The following is a 23,535-nucleotide window of genomic DNA, read 5'->3' as shown; positions in this document are numbered from 1 at the left end:
CGGCCGTGCCGACCGGGGGCGGGTGCGCCTATTCGGTGATCGGGCGAGCGGTGGCCGCGGGCCCGGACGACTCGACCGGCGTCGGCGATACGTACGGGCGGTAGGGATCGAGCGCCGGTACGTCGGGAGCGAGGTCAGCCGTAGCGCGGCAGATGGCCGCAGCATCGGCAAGCGAGAGATAGGGAGTGCGGATGCGGGACCAGCCGCCGGAGGTGTCGCCGACGACGGCGAGGCCGGGCAGCTCGGGTGCGATGGCGCAGGCCGCGAAAACGGCTTCAGGGGCGATGTCCCCGAGCGCCATCTTCGCCGAGGCTTCGTCGTTCACGCGGTGGCAGACGCGGCCGGTGAGCTGGGCGCGGAGCATGGTCGCGCCCTTGCCCAGCTCGGCGCCGAAGCGCTGCCCGCAGACTTCGAGGTAGATCCCGGCGGCTCGGCCGAGTTGGGCGAGCCGGATGAGCTGGGTGACCATCTCGTCCCGCCGTTCCTCCTCCTTCCTGGTGGCGACGAGGAAGAGTTCCGCCACTTCGTCGATGAACAGCACGATCGGAGCCGGACGTTCGCCTTCCGGCAGGCCCCAGATGTCCGAGGTGATCAGCTCCTCGGGCGTGCCGGGTGCGATGCCCTGCCGGGCCTTGATCAGGTCGTACCGGTCCTCCATCTCCTTCACCAGTGCGGGAAGCAGTTCGGCCGCCTGGTCCGGGTCGGTCGCCAGAGCGGAGAGCCGGGGCGCGAAGGGAGCCAGTTCGACCCCTCGCTTGCAGTCGATCCCGACCAGGACCACCGGCCGGGCAGCGAGACCGGTCAGCAGGTTCCGCAGGTACATGGACTTGCCCGAGAGCGTGGCGCCCAGGACCAGCTCATGCGGCACGGTCCGGTAGTCGCGTATGAACGCGGTCGCGTCCTCTCGTAACGCCACCGGGATCTGCAGCGGACCGCCGTCGAGCCGACGGGGCATCCGCACCTTCCGCAGCACGTCGAAGCCGACGAGCCGCAGTTCGACGACCCCTGGCTTGACGTCCCGCACATGGACGGCGTGGACGCCCCAGGCGTGCCGGAGGCGTTCCGCGGAGGCCGCCACGTCCGTCGGCTCCTGGCCGGGAGCCAAGCGCAGCCGCATACGCAAGCCGGTCGTCGTGGGTCGGATGACGCCCCGACGAGGAGGCACCGGCCGGACCTCACGCCGAGTGGTCGCCCGGACGGCCAGCGCCCGCCACCGGGAAGGCTCGACGGTCAGGCCGCAGGCGTCCATGGTCGAGGAGTACGAGGCCAGCAGCCGGGCCACCGCGAGCGGCAGCCCGACCGTGGACCAGTACGCCGCCGGGTAGGCGTGCCGGGCGTAGGCTGCTCCGCCTATCGCAGCGAGCGAACCGCCCAGCTCGGCCCACGTCACCAGGTCCGTCACGGCCATCAGCCCGCTTCAGCCATGGGGAAGGCACCCGGGGCGACGGCGGTCGCCCGATAGGCGATGCCGTGGCGCTCCTGGCCGTTGAACACGCTCTGCCAGGGCCGAGCCACCAGCCCCGGAAGGGACACCGGGGCGCCGACGGTCAGCCCCTCGGTCACGCCGCTCTCCGGGACCGCCACCTGGATCAGCGACGACTCCCCCTCGTCGATGTAGACGACGCCGACCGTCATCAGCACCTCGCCGGACACCGCGTCCTTGGCGATCTCACCGGTCTGCCGGTCGCGCACCTTCGGCGCCGGGGCTTCGGTGAGCAGGATGGTGGCGGCCGAGGCGTCAACACGGATCACACGCACAGGGATTACTCCTTCTGAGAGTCGATCAACCCGCCTACCTGACAGGTTGACTTAGCAAGTTCGAAGCTAGAGATGACAGGTTGACTTGTCAAGTCGCTATCACTGGCAACTCGCTGCCGACCGAGGTCAGTTCAGGCGGTAGGTGTCTTCGAGTTCCTGCCGGTCAGCCGGCAGCAGCAGCTCGGAGACCTGCAACGAACGGCCCGATGCGTCGCGCGCCACAACCAGAACGCTCAGCACGGGAACACCGTCCGGCAGGTCAAGTACGGCCGCCTCGCCCGCATCAGGCAACCGAGCAGACACGCGCTCGACGACATGGTCGAAGCGGATCTTCTTCCGAGCTTCGAGGTGTTCGCGCGCACTCCCGCTCAGGGGTTCGCCGGACCCCAGCCCAGTGCCTTCCGCCAGACCGGCGGGGAAGTACGACGAGACCAGCTCCACCGCCTCGCCGTCCTCTTCGACCAGGAAGCGGCGCACGAGCACTTCGGTCCTCTTGGGCAGGCCGAGCACCGACGCGACTCGCGGCGGTACAGGCACACGCCCGACCTCGATCAGGCGACCCGCGGCGTGCGACTCGTCGCGCTCAAGCGCCCCACGCCCCCGCCGGTCCTTCTGCTCGACGACTTCCGGGCGACCCCGGACGGTCGTCCCGTATCCCTGCCGGGACTCGAGCCAGCCGTCCCGCTTCAGGAGCTCCAGGGCCCGGACGACGGTCGGGCGGGACATGCCGAAGGTCTGCACCAGCTGGTTCTCGCTCGGCACTCGGGTGCCGGGTGGATACGTGCCGTCTTCGATGCGACGCTGAAGCGTCTGCGCGAGGCGCACGTACTTCGGTGGCTCCACTTCATAGGTCACGAGCGCCGCCTGTCGAGATTGGCCAAGTCAACTGGTCAACCAGCCTAGCGACACTTTCACACCGGCAGTAGAAGGGGTGGGCCGTCCCGTCACGCCGGCCAGGCATCGGCGACCACGAAGGAGACGACCGTGCCGCCGTGCCGGCTGGGACCGGAGTGCCAGGAGTCGGCAATGGAGTCGACCAGGAGCAGCCCCCGTCCGTGAGCGTCGTTCGCTTCGGGGTGCCGCACCCGCACGTTCGCGGGGAAGCCCGGGTTGTGCACATCAACGCGGAGCGCGGTTCCCTCGCGGTACCACTCGACCCGCACCAGCCAGGGGTCGTCCGCCTGCCCGTAGAGGATGGCGTTGGTCACCAACTCCGAGATCATCAGAGCGCAGTCGTCGACGGAGCAGGCCGGGTTGTACGGAGCGATGAACTTCCGGAACCAGCGCCGGGCGCGGGGCACCGACTCAGGTTCCGGATGCAGGGTCATCGCGCCGAGCCGCGGCGAGTCCTGGCAGGGGTAGCGGTCGATCGTGTAGGCCATGTGTGCTCACTCCTTGCCGCTGCCGTCGCAGTCGAGGCAGCGCCGCTTCGACATGGCACGGTCGCGGTCATTGGCCGTGGAGAGCGCCAGCACCGTCCGGGAGCCAACGCGCTTCCAGCCACGCCCCCGACACCCCCGGCAAGCTAACCGCGCATCCGGCTCCGGCCGCCGACTCACCACGTCGTGCCTCCTTCTGCTCCAAGTGGCCTTAGCCACTTTCTGGATAGTGGCATTAGCCACTTCGAAGGCGCAAGCGGTTCGGCGTAATTGGCGAGTCGTCAGGTCAGCGGGTAGCCCTGCTCGAAGGCCCAGCGGTGCGGCGGGTAGGTGGCTTCGGCGAACTCCAGGGGGCGGTCCTGGAGGTCGAAGACGACGTGATGGACGATGAGGACCGCGGATCCCGGCTCCAGCCGCAGGTCGGTGGCCTCCTCGTCGGTGGCGTCCCGAGCGCACATGCGATCCTCCGCGTAGCTGCCTTGACGCCCCGTCATCCGCTCGACGTACATCAGCGTCCCTTCCTGGATCCGCTCGGGATCCGTGAGCTTGGGCGCCCGCCGGCCGATGTCCGGCGCGAACCACGAGGTGGACAGCGTGATCGGGCCGTCCTGGTTGTTGGTCACGCGCCGGCGGTGCACGGCTCGATGATCCTTCACCAGGCCCAGCGCCTCGGCGACGTGGTCCGGAGCCTCCAGCCAGCCGGCGGAAGTGATCACCGCGTACTCGCCGGGCGTGTAGATCTTCCCGGTCTGCCGGGCACGCCCGTACAACTCCCGTGCCCGTCGGTTCACTTCGAGGCTGCGCACGTACGTCCCCGAGCCCTGACGCTTCTCGACCAGGCCCTGATGACTCAGCGCCTCCAGGGACCGCGCGGCCGTGGGCCGGGACACCTTCCAGTCCGCAGCGAGCTGCCGTTCCGAAGGGACCTCGTCACCCGGCCGCAGGTCGCCCCGAAGGATCTGATCACGGATGTGGTGAGCGATCTGGAGATACTTCGGTTGAGCCTCTTCGATCTGAGGCATCTCCCCTCCTTGTCCAAGTGGCTATGGCCTTTGGCCACTATAGGGTGAGTGGCCAACCCGCGAACCCGTAGTCTGATCGCATGACGCGGTTGATCGTCGCAGCAGGAGGAGGGGGCGACGCAGTCGCCGCCGCCATGCTCCACGCCGCCCTCTACGGCGGCCAGGACCAAGCGGTGATCCTCACGTACGCATGGGACCGCCTCCTGATCGACCCGCTACCGGGTCCGCGGCGACCCGCCGACTTCACCGGCCTGGAGCCCATTACCCCGGCCGTATGGACAGTGCCAGCGCAGGCCCGGCCGATCGCACCGGCAGGTTCCACACTCCCGCGACTGGCGGCGGAGCTCCCGCACACCTTCGCGCTGCTCGACCCCTACCAGGGAGCCGAAGGACTCACCCACCAACTCGAAGATCTGGTGGGTCACTTGGAGCCCGAGTCGATCGATCTCCTGGACGTGGGCGGCGACATCCTCGCTCGCGGCGACGAGCCGACGCTGAGGAGCCCACTCGCCGACGCCCTCGCCCTGGCAGCCTGCTGCCAGGTGAACGCGCCCATCCGACTGCTGGTCGCGGGGCCAGGCTTGGACGGCGAGCTCCTGCCGGCCGATCTGAGCGACATGCTTGGCTCCGTCGTCCACACCTTCACCGCCGGCGACGCGGAGACGATCAGCCCGGTTCTGGAGTGGCACCCGTCTGAAGCGACCGGGGTCCTCGCGGCGACGGCCAGGGGTGCTCGAGGCACCTGCGAGATCCGAGACGCGGGGCTCCCCGTACCGCTCACGGACGACAGCCCCACAGTGCACGAGGTCGACCTGGACGACGCCGTCAGCCGCAACCAGTTGGCCCGAGCCATCATGGCGACAGAGCACCTGGACGAGGCCGAGGCCTACAGCCGCGAGATCTGCGGCTACTCGGAGATCGACTACGAACGCAACAAGGCTCTGTGGCTGAAGGATCAGCAGCCCGCGACTCTGGACCCGTCCGCGATCTGGCCCCAGCTAGACCAGTTCGAGGCCGAAGCACGCGCCCGTGGCATCACCCACACGACATTCCGCCGCATCACCGAGGCGCTGAACCTCAGCGGCTCCCAGCGCGACCACCTGCGACGGCTCCTCATCAGCAGCCGGCCGGAACAGTACGACGCGCCACTGTGGCGCATCTCAGATGCAACCTGAGTAACAACTTTCTTCACGGGTTCAAGGCGGCTCGCTCCGCTCACCGCGCGCGGCCCGGCCCCCCGGCCGGGCCTGCGCTCCTGTCTCCGCCCCGCTCCAGCCCGGCCGGCGCCCGCGCCGCGCGCACAGCAATCAGCTGCCTGCCGTCAGAGGGGGGTACATCATTGCTGGGGCGGTCGTCTCCGCGGCTTTAGCCACCTCCCCGGTCAGGGTCCCGCGTCGAGCAAGACCAGGGGGCCACTCGAGCACATTGCGGGCAGGTCCAAAGCCTGCCCGAGTTGCCAACCAGCGTACGGCCCCCTGATCATGCTCGACCCCAGACCGGGCAGGCCACCGGCCAAACCCGCTCCACCGCCCTGCTCGGGCACCCACCACGTGTTCGTCGCCGCCCTAGTTAAGCTTTGGTCTTGTCAATCAGGCTTGGATCGAAGGCATCCCGTGAATCGCGCTGCGCCATTCTAGAGAGAAGCGCTGATCGGTATGGTTCCCGGAGACGCCCAACTCTTCTAACACCATAGCTGATCGCTGAATGCGACAATGAAATAAGCGCTTCCAGCCTGTTAGATGCCACAGTCCCAGTCATCGCTGCTGTAATTTGATCGGCCGCCTTGCCCGACATCTCACGCGGTTCCATAGCTCTGTAAGCAGTCACCTGCTTAGCAACCCACGCACGGAGGTGCTTGAAGCGCTCTTGCCAGTTCGGCAAGAGATGGTTAGGCATCTCCTGCTCAGCAAACATGAAGCCCTCACCCGTAGCACTGAGGACACACATATCTAGAGCTGTCAGTGGAATGTAATGTTGCTGACTTAGCTTGACCTCAACCCCTGCCCCCGATTCCTCGAAAAAGAACGGGAGATCAAACGAGGTCGCCACGCCTCCTCCTGGATGCGTGATTATTCTCCCCTTGGCTGGACTCTTCAAAGGCGCCAGCCTGACGAACTCTAGATCATTTCCTCGTTTACCATCTGCACGAACAGCCAGATCGCAGGGTTGGGCCAGAAGGATCAGGTAGTGCTCTTCGCCTGAGCGCCGAAGGCTGAGAGTACCGCTCTCGGAAACGGCAGGATCACCGTTCCGCTGCTGTTCGAACTTGTGAGGCTTGTCTGCGAACTTCTGGAACGCGAACACATCCCCAACTTCGAGCGGGAAGTGAAGCTCTGTCAGGTGATCAGCCGACTCAAAGTACTCAAGCCGTTCAATCTCCGCTAGCTCCTGACGAACGCGGTCAGAGTTTGATGCGCTCGGCATCTTTACTCTACTTAGGCTGGTTACCAACTCGCTCGACACGTGGACCGTTCGATCAGCGCGAAGCTTGGCTCGTACAGAGTCCTGTGTGAATGCCGTAGCGATACGCAACAGTGTCTCGGGACCCCAAGTGCCATCGGTGAGCCGGTCGCCGTTAAGCGCGGCTTCCAGCGTGTAGGGGTCAATCCGCCCAACCTTATCGATGGCCTCCGCCCAGGTTCCATTCACAGCCTCGGCAAGGCCGCCTTGCAAGCGCTCAAGCGCTGGCGCCAGCAGGGTGAGTTTAAGCATGCGCGGAAAACCATCCGCACTCACCGAAAGGCGCCCCTTGGCAATTACGAGGAATCTAGAGGAATCGGCCTCAAACTGCTGCGAAAGCGTCTTCCACGCTTCGACCTCAGCGTCATCTGGAGACACCGTATGGGTCAGAAGGCCAATCCGCCAATTCTCGGGAGCGTCGCGAAGCAACCCGGAGATTTCCTCCTCCCCGGCATTCTGCGATGCACCCTCTCTGCTGAAATCTCGATCGAAGAGGATCAGAGTGCTCTTACCATCCGCAAGCAATATGGCTCGTTGCCTGCGCCAGTCAGAGAGCGAGCGGGTCAGAAACTCCCTGGAGCCAGCGAGGAGATCACGTAGGCAAGCAGCGGCCGGTTCGTCCTCTTCCCCGGGAAGCCCAACCCCCTCCGGCCCCAGACGGTCGTCCACAATTTGGCGTATCGCCTCACGCCCGCCTTCGTCCAGAGATACCCACCTGTCTCTCACCTCATCTTGAAGTAGTTCCAGAGGGGCTGACGGATCCCTTAAGAGGGCGACTCCAGGGATAACCTTGGCGATTTGCTCCCAATCCGAGGGCAGCAATGCGCCTTCGGCTAGGGCCGCGAGGACGTTTTCTCCATCATCCTCCTTTTCGGCATACCAATCGTCGACGCAGATGACGCGCTCGACCGCAGCAAGTTCAAGTAGTTCAGCGGAAGCAGCTTTGGCGTCGAAGGCTGGCGCTGCATTTATGTCCGCTTGAGCTGGAACACGAGATGACCCCGCACGCGCCGCTGCATCACTCGTCAAACTCTCTTCATGCATCAACACGCATCCCCCCCAGGTCAAGTTGGAACTTGTAAAAGCGACCGTTGTCGTTTCGATCAAGGGCCAACTCGATCCCGCATCCCTCAGAATCAAGTAGCTGCGTAACTACGTAAAGGCCCAATCCCCTACCTTCGCCGCGTTTCTTGAATGATACAAACGGTTCGAAGAGCGTCGACTCTACGCTTCGATCGATACCTCGACCGTTGTCGCTCGTGAACAGATAGGGCGCTTTGACCAACAGCGACACTTGAGGAGAGCCCTGGAGGCCAAGCCTATGATCCTGCAGAAGCCAATATTCACTATTCAGCAACAGATTATCGAGAACCTGAGTCAGCTTGCCTCTATTGACCTCAACAACGAAATCTTGATCCACCTCAACGTTGATTGAAATCGGACCGTCACTCCACCTGTCGCGATGATACTGTGCAATATCTCGACAGAAGTCACCGAGAGAGATTCTCTCCCGGCGTTCACGCATGTAGCGAAGAGACGGGTTGAGGTGAGCGAGTTGACGTTTCAACGCACTCGCCGCCGACTGCACGTATTGGATGTAGTTCGAGAGTCGCCTATCGACTGTTCCGGCATCAGCAAGGTGTCGTCGGATCTGAGCGCTTCTGACCGCGATGCCCTCCGCCACATGAGCTACTTCGTGAGACACTGCCTCAGCAGTGAGTCCCAGCGAGACAGTCTCCCAAGATTGAGCCAGCTGTTCACGGAGACGATCGGAATGCTCTCGCAGCAATTGCAGCACAGCTCGTTCAGAGTCGAGAGAATCGAACATTTCCTCGATCTCGGCGAAGGACTGCCCCCTTCGCTTGTCCGCAGCCTGCAAATTAGATAGCTCGTGCGCAATCGCCGGGTCCACTGGGCCGGCGAAGAGCGAGCGCTGATTACCATCCAATTCATTCGCCACGCGCTCGTGGCTCTTGGCCGTTGCTTCCGCCTCTTCCCGCAGGGCCCTGATTCGCTTCTTCGCCGTGACAATCGTACGTGATCGAGTGTCTTCGACGTGCTGGATCAGGACTTCTGAACTCGCTGCGGGATCGATACCGACTTTGGTAGCTTCGGTCTCCTGACGATACTCATTGTAGGAGCGCCGAATGAAGGTCTGAAACTGTTCCGTGAAGGATCGCCAGCCCTGCAGAAGGGCCATAAGATTGCGATAATGAGGCGTGTCAGCGAAGCCTTCACGGTCGGTAGTCTCGACGAGTTGCGCATTGTGACGGGCCGAGATATCGATGAAGCCTAGGGTATTCTCAGGACGCAGGCTGTAGAAGGAAGAGCCGCTGGTCTGCGACTTCCGCAGACCTAGCCAGTCTTCGTCCATCCGAACACCGAATCCATCACGGTAAACTCGGACTCCTGCAAGACTCCTTAGGTAGTTACGGAATTCGCTCCGGCTGTTGAATGCCTCGGGGTGCCCCTGTCCCAGGGTTACATAGTCAACCTCACCGCGGAAGGGCCCGGGATCGGCGGGGGCCAACTCACCCGTAGTCGACTGATGCAGCGTAATATTATCAAGATCGCTCAGAGCGATCGTTCTGTGGGCACGCAGAAAGTAGGGGGCTTCAGCGGCACGGCAGTTGTAAGCCTCCATCTGCTTAGCCCGGTGCGTACGTAGCCATTCCAAATAGGCAGCGCCGGAATCGGCCTCGAGAAGAGAAGCAAAATGTGCTCGATCCTCTTCTTTGGACCTTTTTTCTTGTGGCGCCCAATACGTCAGTGATGCTTCCCCAACAACGTCAAGCTTTCCGTTGTCATAGTTGAGGAGGTACCGAACCTCAGCGGCGTTGCGAACACGGGAAGGCAAATCATAAAGGTCGATGCGCTCTTCATCGACCTTGAGGAGAATTCTGAGTCCCCGCTCATCACCATACGGTGAGATCAGAACGGATAGGTCCTTCTGCAGGGCAGACGCGCCATCCTCGGACCCGTTATTCGCAGCGGCACGCCACTGTCCCGGCTCTCGCAGTTGCGTGATCGTCAAAGTTGTCCCGGCCGGCTCCTGAGTGGGCCGGGACACTAGCGTCAGGTCGACTTCATTGAGCGATGATCGACTCTGAAACGCGCGCCAGTCGATCGTAAGTTCGTGCTCAACTGCGGCGTCCACCGGCCTAGTGACGATCGATACGATATCGCCCAGACGCTGCGCGCCCAGACGACCAAGCCCCTTATCTCCGAGGGGGGTCCTGCCCAGGTGGGTAGAAAGTCCCTGCGCCTTCATTTCGCGCTTCACGGAGTTGCTGATCGTGAGCCACCCGCGCCTGATTTGCTCGACAGACATGCCTGAGCCGTTATCTCGGATCACAATCGAAGGATTAGCGGGGTTACCTGCTTCAGCGAGCCCGGTGTTGATGACAATCTCTGCCCACGTCGCATCCGCGTCATAGCAATTCTTTACAAGCTCAATCAGAGCTTGCATAGAATCCGTGATGAGGTCTTCTCCAAGTTTGAACACCACGGAGGGGTGCACCTCGAGGTGAAAAGTCTCCACCGGCTCACGTCCCTCGTAAGATTGAGACACCATTCTCTCCCTTTTTACGAGCAAGAATCGTCAGCAGTGTTACGAGGACCCCGCATAACGAGGATACTTTCTGTGTTCATCGTTTCGACGCTGGCATTTCGGTACGCCATTCGCTTCGCTCCGCCAGGGATTTTCCTTTCCAATGTTTCGATGTGTCGGGAACCACGAGAGACTAGTAGGTCTCGAACAATGGCCACTGTGGGCACCGAAATGCCGCTGATCTTGCGCTCACCCAGTGTCCAAAACATCCAGGCATCACTGCGTAGGTGGGCCGTGATGGCGTCCAATGATTCATCGAGATCTCGAACAAATCCGACGAATCTCAACTGGGCATTCCTTGGATGCGCCTTGAGCTGATTCAAGCAATACGCGAAGGCCGGAGATTTATCGCTCAACTCGCCAGCCGAGTCGAGCGCACCTTTAAGCTTCCCTCCAAGACTTATTGAGTCAATGGAGCGGGTGTTCTCCAGGAGCTCTTGCCGCATACCTGGCACGTCGGTTGTGTCAATCCATTGAAGCGGCAGGTAGCTATGCTGACCGTACGTAACGGTGGTGACATTGTCACCGTATGGTGGTGACGTCATCAAGATGTCGGCGAATGCGCGGTTTTTCTTTGTGGGCGCACTTCTAGCGTCTCCGACGGCGCACGAGATTTGCAGGCTTGGGTTCTTTCCTAGCCCGCGGGACAAAGTCTTGGCCTGATCCCTCAGTTGTTCAATCTGTGATGCAGAAATACGCAGGAAAGTCTCGACCGTATCGATCTGTCGAGACTCGATCTCGTCAGCACTATACGAATGCAGTTTGACGGTGGAAGTTCGGCTGTTACTTACGAGCCGGATCGTCTCAGCCATAGCAACCCAAAATACCTGACGAACCGCTTTTCTACGCTCAGCTGAGACGGCTCTTTTGATCTTCGACAAATCATGAGCGACGTCGCGTCGGAACCACTTGTCGCGGTTATGAAACTGAATTTCAACCTGGTCCGCTGTGTCCTCTGTGACGCGCAGTGCGATTCTCTGGCGCGCTTTCGCCAGTTGATCAGAATCGTGCACCTGTGACTTCACCGTCGTTAGGAGTACTGCTAATGGGTTGATATCGGTGCCGAAAAACGAAAGCCCTCGACTTACTGATTCCAGCATTACAGTTCCTGACCCCATAAAGGGGTCCATGACTGAGGACACAGATGGATCTACTGCCTGCACGTCTTCCAGAAGCGCGCCCTGTAGCTGAGGAACCATCATTGCCGGGTAAGCAAAAATTCCGTGACCGGCCTCGCGGCGGGAGCGCCCTGAGAACGACCAAAACTCCGGTGTCGAGGTGGCCCGTTCCCGCAGCTTGGACGCCAACGCTTCCTCAAGCTCAGCCGCTGACCTCACCAGCGCTGCCCGAGCTGCTGTAGACATGCCTCCACCCTGCACATCATCTCTGGGAGCGTCGGACACGGGTGGGCGAGCCATCGCACTCTCCATCGAGGCGAACCCCGTTTCGGTCTCGTTCAACGCGGCCCCCCGCCTGCGTAGTTGCATCTACAAGTGCATAGATTGAATCAGATGACCGCCTGTCACGTCACCGGTACATGGGGCGAGACCGGTTGAATCTGCAGGTCAACTCGCTCGAGCGGGCGTTGTGCGACTTGCTCGCTCGTCAACCGGCGTGCTGGCACGGCTCCTAGCCGGGCTACTGAGGGTCATCCAAGAGACGTCCAGGCCCAGTCACGCAACGGCTTGCGAAGTTCATGGAGCTGATGCGAGCGCCTAAGTGGACCCCTGCCTCGTCAACTGACCGCGCTGCAACCGCCTGCTGCTCGAGTCAACCGCTGCGCCCACCACTCGTCGTCCGCACTGGCATCGGTACAGGCAGGTTGTACACGAGACTTCGCATAGTCGTGGACCAGTCGTGGACCGGCGGAGCGCACGCACACTGCTGTCCCGCCGTTGACCTGCGGCTTCCGCACAAGATGAATCGCCCTCCGGAGCCGTGTGCGCAGGTTCGAATCCTGCCGGGGGCACTCGCCGAGGATCAGCAGAGATCATGCGCTGACCAGGGCGGATGCCGACAGAAGAGGGCGGGAGTCAGTCTGACTGACTCCCGCCCTCTCTCGTTATCTCTCGGTGTTCGCGACACACCTCCGACACACAGATCGGGGAACGGCTGCCGTGGTCCCGGTGGCGTCGCGATGATGTTCGGATTAGGGCTCCGCCGTGACGATCACGGGCCTCTTGCTGGGCCAGCCTCAGGGGCCATTGGTAGCTGGAATCCTCTTCCGGCTCCCGATGCGGGCCTTCGGGCTGCCCCGGGGCGGAGCTGCCGCGGCAGGCCCGAGTGGCACGGTGGTGGTGAGGGCGGAGAGGGAAGCGGTCGACTGCAGCCGCGGACCGCGCCGCGCGCAGTCGTCAGTCTGATCAAGTCGACCATATTGGAAAAGCTCAAGGAATGCTCAACTGATTACGAAAGCGTAACGGCGATCATCCCCTCGGGCCGCTCTGGCGATTTCATGGTTAGATCGCTCCGACCGAAGACGGAACTGACCATCCGTCCTCAAGACATTCAAATACGGGGGGAATAATGAAGCGTTCCACAATTACGACGGTTGCGGCACTCGCTATCGCTGCCGGTGTCCCGAATGTCGCCCAGGCCGATTCGCCGGATCCGGCGTCCTTCGCTATATGTGACGGCGGCTGGAAGACGGACATCTACGCGCAGTCGAAGAAGCACCTGGGGAAGGGGCCGATCTACAAGGACGGCCCCGGCGGGACGATGGTCCTGACACGGACCCAGGCGGGAACGGCATCGACCGCGATCACGGCCGGTGGCGGAGTGACGGTCAGCGGCATCGTGGCCGAAGCGAAGATCGAAGTAAGCCGCGAATCGGTCGCGGCGGTGTCGTGGGACACCCAGCACCAGTTCCGTCGCGACGTCACCCGAGGTAAGTACGGCAACGCCCAGTACGGCTCCTGGGGTCACAGCGTCAAGTGGCAGAAGTACTACCAGCTGCCCAACTGCAAGAAGACTCAGGTCACCCACGGCACCGCGGACATCGCCAACACGACGATCGGCTTCAAGTACTGGGAAACGAGCTCCTGATGCGCGCATCTGCGGCACTCGCCGTCTCTGCCCTCCTGGCACTCTCCCTCGGCGCCTGTACAGGCGACCGGGCTTCCGACCAGCCGAGCGCCCCCGAGAAGCCGCAGTCCCAGCCGGCACCCACCCCCGAACCCCTGCTCTCACCCGAGCTGGAAAAGGGCTTCAAGGAAACCCTCGCAGAGGGACCACGCCAAGGAAGCCACTACTTCGGAACCGTGCAATTTCCGAAAGGTGAATCCTGGGTCAAGCTCAACTGCTTCTCGGATTCCAAAACAGTTCAACTGAAACTCTCTCTGGAGACCATCGGTGAATACACCGTGGGCTGCTCCAACTCCAGGGTCGAGAAGAATGCGAATCAGCTCAATCTTGCTACGAGCCGAAAGCTCCACTTCACCATCGAGGCGGGCAACGAAGCTCGCTGGATAGTCAGTATCCAGGCGCCCCAGAAGTAGACGGTGGTGGCTCTGCTCTTTCAGGGGCAGAGCCACCGCTGCATTCCATGCTCAGGCCCCGTCACCCTCCTCTTCCAGAGCCTTTGTGATCTTCGCGTTGGCGGCTTCCTCGTGGCCGTCGATACAGCCGTGATATCGGCGGTGGATCACCTCCGGCGAGTTGCCGACCCCTCGGGCCACCTCGGCGATGGGCACCCCAGCGTTCAGCCACCGCGTTATGCACGCGTTCCGCAAGTCGTACGGCCGGCCAGCCAACGGCGAGACGGTGCGCTCCGGCGGCAGCGCGTACTCCCGCGCCTCCTCCCACACCCGCCAGTAGGTGGAGGAGCCGACCGCTCCCCCGCGCTCGTTGCCGAACACGCGCCCTTCCTCGGCGGTCCCGAACTCCTTCAGATGCACCCGAAGGATGGCGACCAGGACTGGCGGGATGGGAACCGGCCGGTCGGTGGACGCCTCGCGCGCCTTCAGGCCCCGGCGGTCGTGGCGCTCCCCGGAGTCGGTCCACTGTTTGCCGGAGACAGGGCGTGTCTCCCGCAGCGTCAGCGTGCCCCAGCCCTTCTCTGGAAGGTGGCAGTCCGACAGCCGTAGCCCGACGGCCTCAGCAGGTCGGAGCCCCCGCGTAGTACAGGACCGCGTAGAAGGCCACCAGGCGCCGCCCGCGGCAGCGATCCCACGACCCGACGTAGGAGACGGCGGTGAGCAATTGCCGGGCCTGTGCCGCGTTCACCAGGACGCGCGGGTCTACGACGTCGTCGGAGCCAACGCGCTTCCGGCGGATTCGTTGGAGCGGGTTCTCCGGGAGCTCCCCCGTGGCAACGGCGTGTTCGAGAGCGGCATTCAGGGCCCGGCGGCGCCGCTTGTACGTGTCGCCTGCTGCCGGGGTGCCGTCCAGCTTGTAGCTGACGCGGTACACCACGTCCTCGAGCACCTCGGCGTCTGCCATGTCGCTCAGTGGCCGGTCGGCCGTCGTGACCCAGTGGTACGCGGCCTTGAGTTCCGCCGGCGGGTCCTCCCCCTCGTTCGCGGGCACGATCCCCCACCGGAAGGCCAATCGAAGGGACTCATCTTCGGGGGTGTCATCCCCACGCTTGACCATGGCGAGCCTCACGGCCGCGAGACCGTCCGCCATTCCCTCACGGGTCTTGGCTGCGCTCGTACGCCACCGCCCGGCCACGTACTTCCGACAGAACTCGAACCACCGCAACGGCGGTTCGGTATCCGATGCCTCCGCAGCTTCGACCGCTGCGCGCACCTCGGACTCGGGAAGCCCCGATTCGATCTCGAACGCTTCACCGCGCCGGTTCATGGCCTGCCACAGCTCGGACCGCCGGCTCTCCGCGAGAGCCGACGTGGTGGACGTGTCTCCGTGCACCCTCCCTGCGACCACCCACCGGAGGCGCCATGGACGCGACTTGCGCCCCGTCTTGGACACCTTCCACAGCTTGACGCCGACGTCGACGGAGTAGCCCGGCCGGGCCGACCCACGAGGGCCCCCAGCCGGGGTGCCGTTCCCAGTGCTCACGCAGTGTCCTCCCGCTCCGCGAGCCACCGCTCGTACTCCGACCGCCGGATCCGCACGTCGCCGTTCGGGAGCTTGATCGCGCGGAGTCCCTTCCCGAGTTGGCGCCACCGGTAGAAGGTAACCTTCAGGTCAGCGAGAACCTCCTTGACGGTCAACTTCTCGTCCCGCGTACGGGCACTCATGTCGCCCTCCGTTCGGCTTCGTCCGCACCGGACAGGCCGGACAGCTCCAGTTCCGACTGTCCGGGTCGTTCGTGCTGGTCAGGCGGGGTTACCGGACAGTCGGACAGATGGGACACCTCCTGTGTGGTCTGCGTCCGGGTCTCGGTGTCGGGGAAGTACCGCCCGGCAGCGTCCTTGGTGAGCTGTCCATCGGCGGCCATGCGGGAGCAGGTGCGGCGGACGGTGTCCACGTCGACCTGAGGGAGGGCTTCGGCGATGTCCTTGGGCTTGGCGCCGGGGTGGGCACGGACGTGCCGCAGGATCGCGGCGCGGGTGTCGCCGATGGCGTGGTCGGATGCCGGGCCGTCCAGCAAGTGCCAGGCGCCGGAAGCCTCCTGGAATTGGAGCGCGTACTCGGCTTCGTTCACGTCGCGGCCGGTGACGTGCAGGATGCCGTCAGCCTGCCCGCGGGCCCGCTTGAGCACGAGGGTGGCGTCTGCGGCTCCGGCGGTGCCGTTGGTTCCGGAGACCTCGGTGAGGAAGTCCTCCGAGCTGGCCTTGCGGACGTGGTGGACCAGGACGACGGCGATGCCGTAGTGGTCCGCGAGCCGCTTGGCGTGGCCGACGGCTACATAGTCCGCGTCGTAGGCGGAGACGCCCTGTGGGGCCTGGCCGCGCATCTTGGCGAAGACGTCGATGACGACCATACGGGCGTCCGGGTTGCGGTCCAGCCACTGGGCTATGGCCTCGACGCCGCCTTGCGGGAAGGGCTGGCACTCGGTCACCAGGGTCAGCCCCTGGTGGTGCGGGCTGGCCGCCCAGGATCTTGCCATGCGGGTCTGCAACCGGCGGGGCGTGTCTTCCAGGGCGAGGTAGAGCACCGGGCCGCCGCACGTGCACGGAGTCGAAGGCCCGCCCACCGGCCGCGACCGCGAGACCGAGACCGAGGGAGAGCCAGGACTTGCCGACCTGGGCGGTCCGGCGAGCAGGCTGACGCCTTCGGCGAGGATCCCGGGTACGGCCCACTTGGGCTCAGGGAAGTGGGCGGCCATGAGCTGATCCGCAGTCCATGCGGTCCGCGGGCGCTCCCTCTTCGGCGGGGCCTTGGGAGCCGCCTCCGGATCGCTGGGTACGGAGTACAGGTGCAGCGGCGGAATCGGGTTCGGGCCGGCGCTCATGCCGCCACCGTCCTCGGACGCCGCGCTCCGGCCCGCAGCCCGGAAACGATGGTGCGCCGCGCCTCCCGCTCGCCCTGACCGACCCGGAGCTGGTCGGCCCTGTGGGAGGACATCCGCCGCACCGTCGAGCGGACCGAGCAGGCGGCGCGGCTGGGCGAGACGGCGGCACCGCACTTTCTCGGCGACGCCCTGTCCGCCGCCGAACACACCCGCGGCAGCCTCTCCGGAGCGGTCCTGCACACCGACCACGGAGCCCAGTACACCAGTCAGGCCTTCGCCGACGCCTGCCGCCAGGCCGGTGTCCGCCAGTCCATGAGCGCGATCGACAGCTCGGCGGACAACGTACCGCCGAGTCCTTCAACGCCACGTTCAAACGAGAAACGCTCCACGGCCGAAAGCACTGGGCCAGCGAACGCGAGGCCCGGCTCGACGCATTCCGCTGGCTCAACCGCTACAACACCCGACGTCGTCACTCCCGCCTCGGACAACGCAGCCCCATCGCCTACGAGACAGCCCTCGACACAGCCTGAACTACCCTGGCCCAAGCCGCATGGCTGGTGTCCAAGATTCCGGGTAAAGGCCCCATGATGGTCTCACCGATGCCCTTGAGCCGATGAATTACTCGCCCACGAATACCGACGGCGCAGGTCACTCCGAAGACGGCATACGCCCGACGACCGCCTGGGAACCTGCGAAGGCGCTTCCGAAGAATGCCGTGGTCGCATGCGGGTGGATGTAGGCGCTCGTCGACTCCTGCCGTGACTTCGCCTCGTTCGGCACGACACGTCCCCAGCGCCGCTCACGGGTGCATGCGGGTGCCCTTCACGATCTTGTCCACCGCGTTGCGCGGCCCGTGGACCGCGAGCCCGACCAGGTCGAGCCGGTCGCGGTGGACGGCGCGCACGGCGGCCCGGTTGTCACGGTCGTTGCTGGTGGTGAAGAGGTCCGCGGTGAAGACGGACAAGGGAACGGCCCGGCTGACGGCGCGCTGATGGCACATCGCCAGCTGCTCCTTGCCAGCTTCGAATACGAGCACCGGCTGCCGGAACATGGGGAGGTATTCGGTACCGTCGGCGTCCGCATAGGGCTCGCCGATCACCTCCGGCTCCTTTCGGCCGATGCCGCTGACCAGAAACGCCGTCACGTTGAGGCGCTGCCACGTCTGAAGATCCTCACGCAGGAGCACGGCGATCTTCGTCTCGAATCGGACGGGTTCGTTGGCGGTTTCCATGAGGTCGATTCAACGCCGGTGACCGGCACGAAGTCTTGTACGATCTTTGCATGGTTGACCGTCCGCAGATCCGGGCCTGGCGGCCGGCACTTGCGGGAATCGACGAGGTCTTCCATGCCCGCATCATCGACCACGTCTACCCCATGCACACCCATGAGACGTGGACGCTGCTGATCGTGGACGACGGCATGGTCCGGTGGCTTCGGGACCATCTGCTGAAGTGGGTCGAGGACCGGTCCGGGGTGCGTGACGCCGGGATCGCGCACCGGCTACGGGAACTGCTCGACGAGAGGTTCGTGGAGGGAGTCGCCCTTCGGCACGCCTCCGAGACCCTGCATGTCCATCCGGCCCATCTCGTGCGGGTGTTCAGCCGCGAGTTCGGCATGGGGCCGCACCAGTACCTCACCGGTCGGCGGGTGGACCTCGCCCGGCGTCTGCTGCTGGGCGGAATGGCACCACGTCTGGTGGCCGCGGCGGCCGGTTTCTACGACCAGTCCCACTTCAGCCGGCACTTCAAGCGGATGCTGGGTGTGAGTCCCGGCCTGTACGCCCGGAGCGGCGGAGGCCCCAGGTAGGCCCTGCGGGCTTCGATGACGTCCCCGTCGCGACGCACCGTGTACGGCGGTACCGCTCCACGGACGACACAGCACAGCACCGCACGGCACCGCCCCGCACGGTACCGCTCCACGGACGGCACCGCACCGCACCGCTCCACGGCACGGCACAGCACGGCACAGCACAGCACGGCACAGCACCGAGCGGAGCACCCGCACCAGGTGCGGACACCGCGCGGGTGCCATGCGCCGGGGCCCCATGGGGAGAACCTGCGCTGCCGCCGGTAAGGCCCGCGGTGCGGCGGCGAGCGACCGCCGTCCCTCCGGCCTGACTCCGGGGCCGCTGTCAAGTCCCGGATTCTCCTGTCACGCGATCCAGGGGCATGACGCCCGGCGCCCCCACCGGCGTAATGGAGGAGCGGGACCGAGCCGGAAAGGCGGGACCGCGCGGCTCGTCGGTGAGTGGTTCACCGAACGCCCCGGGTCGTTTCGACAGATCCCTCGCGCCGACACCTTGACGGAAGTGATTTTCATGTCCCGTACCACCCGGACCTCGAACCGGACCAAACGCCTCCTTGTTCTCGCCGTCGCCGGCGCCCTCACCGGGGGTGCCGTGGCCTCCTCCGCCGCGAACGCCGCCCCCGTCACACCGCGTACCGGTGTCGTCACCGCGATCCAGGCCGAGCTTCGTGCCGGATGGGTGAAGACCACCGACGATCCCACCGGGATCACCGTGGACCTGCCCGGCAAGGCGACCGTCGAGAAGCACAGCGAGCGCGTCCTCGGCCAGGAGGTGACCAGCCGCGGGTATCTGGTGGAGACCGAGGAGGGCTTCGTCGTCTTCGTCGTGACCGAGGTGCCGGACGCCTACGACATGCGGCTCGACACCGCTCTCCGGTCCTTCGTGGAAGGAGTGGAGAAGGAGACCGGTACCTCGTTCGTGAGTACGGGCGCCAACGAGACCACCGTCGATGGCCGACCCGCGCTCGATGCGCGGATCGCGACGGACGAGGGGGAGCGGATGACCGGGTCCACCCGTCTCATCGACGGCGGCGGATACCTCGTCCAGGCAGTGACCGTCGGCCCGGAGGCCAACGAGAAGGCACTGGAGAAGACGCATCAGGAGATCGTCGACAGTATCCGCATGCCGTAGGCGTTTCGCCCGGGCGATGCGTCGCGATCGGGGCTGCCCCGTCAGCACCGCGGTACGCCGTTCGTGCGACGGCCGTCAGGGTTTTCCCGACGACCGTCGCTGTTTCCTTCCGCGGTCCGCACGGCCGCCGGCAGACCACACCGAAACAGGGCGGTCCCGGGGCCGACCCGTACGAGCCGCGGTCCACGCGACATGCCCTCCCGGAGCCGACCAGCAGAGGCCCCGGTCCACGCGACATGCCCTCCCGGAGCCGACCAGCAGAGGCCCCGGTGCACGCGCGCCGGGCACCGGTCGGAGCGGGACCGCACCCGCGTGACTCGCCCGTCCGGACCAGCACCCCCGCACCGGTGATCTCTCCCCTCGTCAGCGCGCCCGGCGCACGCCCCGCGCACCCCTTCCTCCCCCACTCACTCGCCTCGCTCACTCGTCCGGCCGAACCCCGCTCGGCACTTTGAAGACATTTGATTGATGAATTTCCCATCCGGTCGGGCGCCGGTACCGAATACCTGACGGGTGCGATTCAAGCGCTTCCCGAGGCGGCCGTCACCAGCGGTCGGCGCCGGAGGCCATCGCCTCGTCCCGACGATGACAACAGCTTTGGTTCGGTGGCCGGACGGGCGGCCACCGGCGGTTCGGCGGCCGGTATTCGTCAGCGTTGCCGTCACCTCGCAGGGCAGTCAGAAGGGATCCGGTCCGAGTGGCAACCCTGCGATGCACGACGGAGACTGGTGATCGTGATTGTGACCGGAGAAGAGCTCACGACCGCGTGACTTCCGGATTGCTCGCTCCGGCCATCGCTGGAGCGTGAGGACAACGAGTGCCGGCCGCACGGGACGATGGCGACCGGCATTTCCTCAAGGAGCTCGCATGGTGGAAAAGTCTGTCGAGGTCCTGACGCCCGAGCCGGATGAATCGGCGCTCACCGAGCACCGAATTGACGGTCCGGCGACGGGAACGGGAACGGCAGGTGCCGAGAAGGACTTCGCCGAAGTGCTGGCCGGCCTGGTCAAGGCCGAGCAGATATCGGCGGAAAGTCACTTCTTCGAGGACCTGTGCGCCAACTCGCTGGTCATGGCGCAGTTCTGCGCCCGGGTCAGGAAGCGCGGCGACCTTCCCTCGGTGTCGATGAAGGACATCTATCAGTACCCCACAATCCGCAGTCTGGTGACGGCGCTGGTGGCCGAGGCGCCCGCACCCGAAGCCTCGTCGGCACCCGAACCCGCCGAGAGCGTCGTACCCGTCAGCAGAAGGACGTACATCCTGTGCGGGACCGCGCAGACCCTGATTTTCCTTGCCTACTGCTTTGCCCTCGGCACCGTCACCGCCCGTGGCTACGAGTGGGTTTCCAGGGGCTCGGGCCTGCTGCACGTCTATCTGCGGTCCATGGTCTTCGGCAGCGCCGCGATGATTGCGCTCTGCCTCTTTCCCATCGCCGCCAAATGGATTCTGATCGGCCGTTGGAAGCCGCAGGAGTTTCCCGTCTGGGGACTGGCCTATCTGCGGTTCTGGACCGTCAAGGTGCTGGTCAACGCGAACCCGATGAGGTTCTACGTCGGGAATCCGCTGTACGTCCTCTATCTGCGGGCCCTCGGTGCCCGTATCGGAAAGGGCGTCACCATCCTTTCCCGGACCGTCCCGGTGTGCACCGACCTGCTCACGATCGGCGCCGGCACGGTCATCCGCAAGGAGTCCTACTTCATCGGCTACCGCGCCCACGCCGGACGCATCCAGACGGGCCGCGTCACGATCGGGCGGGACGCGTTCGTCGGTGAGAAGACCGTCCTCGACATCGACACGTCGATGGGCGACCGGGCCCAACTGGGCCACACCTCCGCGCTGCAGAGCGGTGAGTCGATCCCGGCCGGCGAGCACTGGCACGGCTCCCCGGCCGAGCGCACCGACGTCGACTACGTGCGCGTCCCCGCGGCGCGTTGCAGCACCCTGCGCCGGACGCTCTTCGGACTCGGCACCGTGCTCCAGCTGTTCGTGCTGTACGTCCCGCTGATGGTCGGCGGCGCGTACCTCCTGGTGACGGAGATCCCGGCGCTGAACCAGGTGCTCGGCCCCGGCGCCACGCACATCACGTCGGCGGGCCTGTACATCGACGCCCTGGTCCTGTCCGTCGTGCTCTTCTTCGGCTTTCTCGTCCTGGGTCTGGTCTGGCTGTTCACCGTGCCGCGGCTGCTGAGTCTGGCGATCGAGCCGGACAGGGTCTATCCGCTGTACGGCCTGCAGTACTCGCTGCACCGGCTCATCGCGCGGATGACCAATGTCAAGTTCTTCGGCTGGCTCTTCGGGGACAGCTCGTACATCGTCCACTACCTGCGCTTCCTGGGCTACGACCTGTCCAGGGTGGAGCAGACCGGGTCCAACTTCGGCACCCATGTGCAGCACGAGTCCCCCTACCTCACCACGGTGGGTACCGGAACGATGGTCGCCGACGGTCTGTCCGTCATGAACGCGGAGTTCTCCGGGACGTCGTTTCGCGTCTCCCGGGCCGTCATCGGCCCGCACAGCTTTCTCGGCAACAACATCGCCTACCCGTCCGGGGGCAGGACCGGCGAGAACACCCTGCTCGCGACGAAGGTGATGATCCCGCTCGACGGCGAGGTCCGCGAGGGCGTCGGCCTGCTGGGAGCGCCGTGCTTCGGGATCCCCCGCACCGTCGAGCGCGACACCCGCTTCGACCATCTGAGGACCGGTGAGGAGTTCCACCGCAGTCTGGCCGCCAAGAACCGCTACAACCTCCGCACCATGGCGTTCTGGCTGTTCGTGCGGTGGGTGCACTCGTTCGTGCTGACGGTGCTCGCTCTGGCGACCCTCGACGTGTACGGCGTGCTCGGGCATCTGGTGATCGCGCTGTACCTCTCGGTCACCCTGGCGTTCACGGCGTGCTACTTCACCCTGTCGGAACGGTTCATCACCCGCTTCCGGTCGCTGGAACCCAAGCTGTGCTCCATCTACGACCCCTACTTCTGGTGGCACGAGCGCCTCTGGAAGGTTCCCGAGCACTACCTCAACCTCTTCAGCGGCACGCCCTACAAGACGCTGCTGTGGCGGATGCTGGGCGTGCGCATGGGCCGGCGGGTCTTCGACGACGGCGCGGGCTTCACGGAGCGGACGCTGACCACGATCGGCGACTTCTGCACGCTGAACCAGGCGAGCAAAGTCCAGTGCCACTCGCAGGAGGACGGCACGTTCAAGTCCGACCACAGCGTCCTCGGCACCGGGTGCACCCTCGGCGTCAACTCCCACGTGCACTACGGCGTGACGATGGGCGACCACGCCCAGCTCGCCGCCGACGCCTTCCTGATGAAGGGCGAGGAAATGCCCGCGCACGCACGGTGGGTCGGGAACCCGGCCGCCGAGGCGCGTGGGGACGCCTACCGACCCGTCGCCGTGAACGGCAGCCCGCAGCCGCACGCGGCGTCCGGGCGAGGGTGAGGGAGGACGCACGATGGACACGCAGACGACGGGGGCGGCGCGGACGGACGCCGGCCGGGAGTTCTGGCGCGAGGTGCTGGCCGCTGGCGGCTTCACCGCGGTGCCGCGGTGGGTGGCGGACGCTCCGGCGCCCGGTGCCGGGGCGCACGGGACGTGCGAGGTGACCGTCCCCGGAACGCAGACGATGGCCTTGCGGCGGCTGGCCGGGGAGTGCGGCGCCCCGCTGGACGCGGTGGTGCTCGCGGCCCACGCACGCGTGCTTGCGGTGCTGTCGGGCGAGGACGAGGCCGTCACCGGCTTCGTTCCCGCCCCGGGTGCCCGGGCGCTGCCGTGCCCGATGGCAGCCGACGGCGCTCGTACCTGGCGGGGTCTGGTGCGCGATGCGCACCGCGTGACCACGGGACTGCGGGCGCACCGCGACTTCCCGGTGGAGGAGCTGGCGCGCGAACTGGGCGCCGGAGGACCGCTGTACGAGGCCGAGTTCGATCCCCACGGGGTCGGTGGGGACGTGGGTGGCGGGAGGGTGCTGCGTGTGTCGGTGGTGGAGGGGGTGGGCGGGGACGTGG

At 65.2% G+C, this 23,535-nt stretch carries 20 protein-coding genes and 2 pseudogenes; 9 read left to right on the top strand and 13 right to left on the bottom strand.

Annotated elements, in window-relative coordinates; all coding sequences use genetic code 11:
- Positions 1-28: 28 nt before the first annotated feature.
- From AB0J10_RS23780 to AB0J10_RS23760, 5 genes are all read right to left on the bottom strand, one after another.
- A complete protein-coding gene (locus AB0J10_RS23780) occupies positions 29-1,402 on the bottom strand; it encodes an FtsK/SpoIIIE domain-containing protein (RefSeq protein ID WP_363064566.1) in 1,374 nt (457 codons plus the stop codon).
- Between the two features lie 5 nt (positions 1,403-1,407).
- On the bottom strand, positions 1,408-1,758 hold the full coding sequence (locus AB0J10_RS23775; protein WP_109295668.1) for a hypothetical protein: 351 nt from the start codon (positions 1,756-1,758) through the stop codon (positions 1,408-1,410).
- Between the two features lie 126 nt (positions 1,759-1,884).
- Positions 1,885-2,613: a GntR family transcriptional regulator gene (locus AB0J10_RS23770; RefSeq protein WP_363064491.1), complete on the bottom strand. Its 729-nt coding sequence runs from the start codon at positions 2,611-2,613 to the stop codon at positions 1,885-1,887.
- Between the two features lie 89 nt (positions 2,614-2,702).
- Complete coding sequence (locus AB0J10_RS23765) at positions 2,703-3,140, bottom strand: ATP-binding protein (protein ID WP_363064490.1); 438 nt, start codon at positions 3,138-3,140, stop codon at positions 2,703-2,705.
- A gap of 278 nt (positions 3,141-3,418) precedes the next feature.
- Positions 3,419-4,159, bottom strand: coding sequence for a GntR family transcriptional regulator (locus AB0J10_RS23760; RefSeq protein ID WP_363064489.1), 741 nt, complete (start codon positions 4,157-4,159; stop codon positions 3,419-3,421).
- Positions 4,160-4,239: 80 nt separating this feature from the next.
- Here AB0J10_RS23760 and AB0J10_RS23755 point away from each other — a divergent pair, with 80 nt between their 5' ends.
- The gene (locus AB0J10_RS23755; protein WP_363064488.1) at positions 4,240-5,334 is read left to right on the top strand and encodes a DUF1152 domain-containing protein; all 1,095 of its coding nucleotides are present in this window, start codon (positions 4,240-4,242) and stop codon (positions 5,332-5,334) included.
- Between the two features lie 394 nt (positions 5,335-5,728).
- Here the strand turns inward: AB0J10_RS23755 and AB0J10_RS23750 are convergent, their stop codons facing one another.
- From AB0J10_RS23750 to AB0J10_RS23740, 3 genes are all read right to left on the bottom strand, one after another.
- Positions 5,729-7,663 (bottom strand): hypothetical protein, encoded by a 1,935-nt coding sequence (locus AB0J10_RS23750; RefSeq protein ID WP_363064487.1) that lies wholly within the window; start codon positions 7,661-7,663, stop codon positions 5,729-5,731.
- Entirely contained in the window at positions 7,656-10,127 is a 2,472-nt protein-coding gene (locus tag AB0J10_RS23745) for a sensor histidine kinase (protein WP_363064486.1), read from the bottom strand. The genes AB0J10_RS23750 and AB0J10_RS23745 overlap by 8 nt, the downstream gene beginning before the upstream one ends.
- Positions 10,128-10,204: 77 nt before the next feature.
- Positions 10,205-11,593, bottom strand: coding sequence for a hypothetical protein (locus AB0J10_RS23740; RefSeq protein WP_363064485.1), 1,389 nt, complete (start codon positions 11,591-11,593; stop codon positions 10,205-10,207).
- 1,162 nt (positions 11,594-12,755) lie between these two features.
- On the opposite strand from AB0J10_RS23740, the gene AB0J10_RS23735 reads away from it, so the two are divergent.
- The gene (locus AB0J10_RS23735) at positions 12,756-13,274 is read left to right on the top strand and encodes a hypothetical protein (RefSeq protein ID WP_363064484.1); all 519 of its coding nucleotides are present in this window, start codon (positions 12,756-12,758) and stop codon (positions 13,272-13,274) included.
- Complete coding sequence (locus tag AB0J10_RS23730) at positions 13,274-13,726, top strand: hypothetical protein (RefSeq protein ID WP_363064483.1); 453 nt, start codon at positions 13,274-13,276, stop codon at positions 13,724-13,726. The genes AB0J10_RS23735 and AB0J10_RS23730 overlap by 1 nt, the downstream gene beginning before the upstream one ends.
- Before the next feature lie 51 nt (positions 13,727-13,777).
- Here the strand turns inward: AB0J10_RS23730 and AB0J10_RS23725 are convergent, their stop codons facing one another.
- The 4 genes from AB0J10_RS23725 to AB0J10_RS23710 all read right to left on the bottom strand — a co-directional run bounded on the left by AB0J10_RS23725 (position 13,778) and on the right by AB0J10_RS23710 (position 16,587).
- Positions 13,778-14,125, bottom strand: coding sequence for a hypothetical protein (locus tag AB0J10_RS23725; protein ID WP_363064482.1), 348 nt, complete (start codon positions 14,123-14,125; stop codon positions 13,778-13,780).
- 199 nt (positions 14,126-14,324) lie between these two features.
- Positions 14,325-15,248, bottom strand: coding sequence for a hypothetical protein (locus AB0J10_RS23720; protein WP_363064481.1), 924 nt, complete (start codon positions 15,246-15,248; stop codon positions 14,325-14,327).
- A complete protein-coding gene (locus AB0J10_RS23715) occupies positions 15,245-15,430 on the bottom strand; it encodes an excisionase (protein ID WP_363064480.1) in 186 nt (61 codons plus the stop codon). Before AB0J10_RS23715 ends, AB0J10_RS23720 begins: the two co-directional genes overlap by 4 nt.
- Positions 15,427-16,587, bottom strand: a complete 1,161-nt coding sequence (locus AB0J10_RS23710) for an AAA family ATPase (protein ID WP_363064479.1) — start codon at positions 16,585-16,587, stop codon at positions 15,427-15,429. Before AB0J10_RS23710 ends, AB0J10_RS23715 begins: the two co-directional genes overlap by 4 nt.
- A 99-nt stretch (positions 16,588-16,686) precedes the next feature.
- On the opposite strand from AB0J10_RS23710, the pseudogene AB0J10_RS23705 reads away from it, so the two are divergent.
- Positions 16,687-16,899: pseudogene (locus AB0J10_RS23705) on the top strand (hypothetical protein); the annotation flags it as partial.
- Positions 16,872-17,117 (top strand): integrase core domain-containing protein, encoded by a 246-nt coding sequence (locus tag AB0J10_RS23700; protein WP_363064565.1) that lies wholly within the window; start codon positions 16,872-16,874, stop codon positions 17,115-17,117. The pseudogene AB0J10_RS23705 and the gene AB0J10_RS23700, both read left to right, overlap by 28 nt.
- A gap of 269 nt (positions 17,118-17,386) precedes the next feature.
- Here the strand turns inward: AB0J10_RS23700 and AB0J10_RS23695 are convergent, their stop codons facing one another.
- On the bottom strand, positions 17,387-17,818 hold the full coding sequence (locus AB0J10_RS23695) for a DUF2000 domain-containing protein (RefSeq protein WP_363064478.1): 432 nt from the start codon (positions 17,816-17,818) through the stop codon (positions 17,387-17,389).
- 50 nt (positions 17,819-17,868) lie between these two features.
- Between AB0J10_RS23695 and AB0J10_RS23690 the strand changes: the two genes are divergently transcribed.
- The 4 genes and pseudogenes from AB0J10_RS23690 to AB0J10_RS23675 form a co-directional block, all read left to right on the top strand.
- Entirely contained in the window at positions 17,869-18,393 is a 525-nt protein-coding gene (locus AB0J10_RS23690; protein ID WP_363064477.1) for a helix-turn-helix transcriptional regulator, read from the top strand.
- A gap of 511 nt (positions 18,394-18,904) precedes the next feature.
- Positions 18,905-19,525 carry a hypothetical protein gene (locus AB0J10_RS23685; protein WP_363064476.1) on the top strand — a complete coding sequence of 207 codons (621 nt, stop codon included), beginning with the start codon at positions 18,905-18,907 and terminating at the stop codon, positions 19,523-19,525.
- An 867-nt stretch (positions 19,526-20,392) separates the two neighbouring features.
- Positions 20,393-22,969: a Pls/PosA family non-ribosomal peptide synthetase gene (locus AB0J10_RS23680; protein ID WP_363064475.1), complete on the top strand. Its 2,577-nt coding sequence runs from the start codon at positions 20,393-20,395 to the stop codon at positions 22,967-22,969.
- Between the two features lie 13 nt (positions 22,970-22,982).
- Positions 22,983-23,535, top strand: a pseudogene (locus tag AB0J10_RS23675) (hypothetical protein); the annotation flags it as partial.

It is taken from the genome of Streptomyces sp. NPDC049887 (assembly GCF_040656535.1).
Classification (GTDB): Bacteria; Actinomycetota; Actinomycetes; order Streptomycetales; family Streptomycetaceae; genus Streptomyces.
Note: the sequence above shows the minus strand (reverse complement) of the source record. Positions and strands in the feature narration are given on the sequence as shown.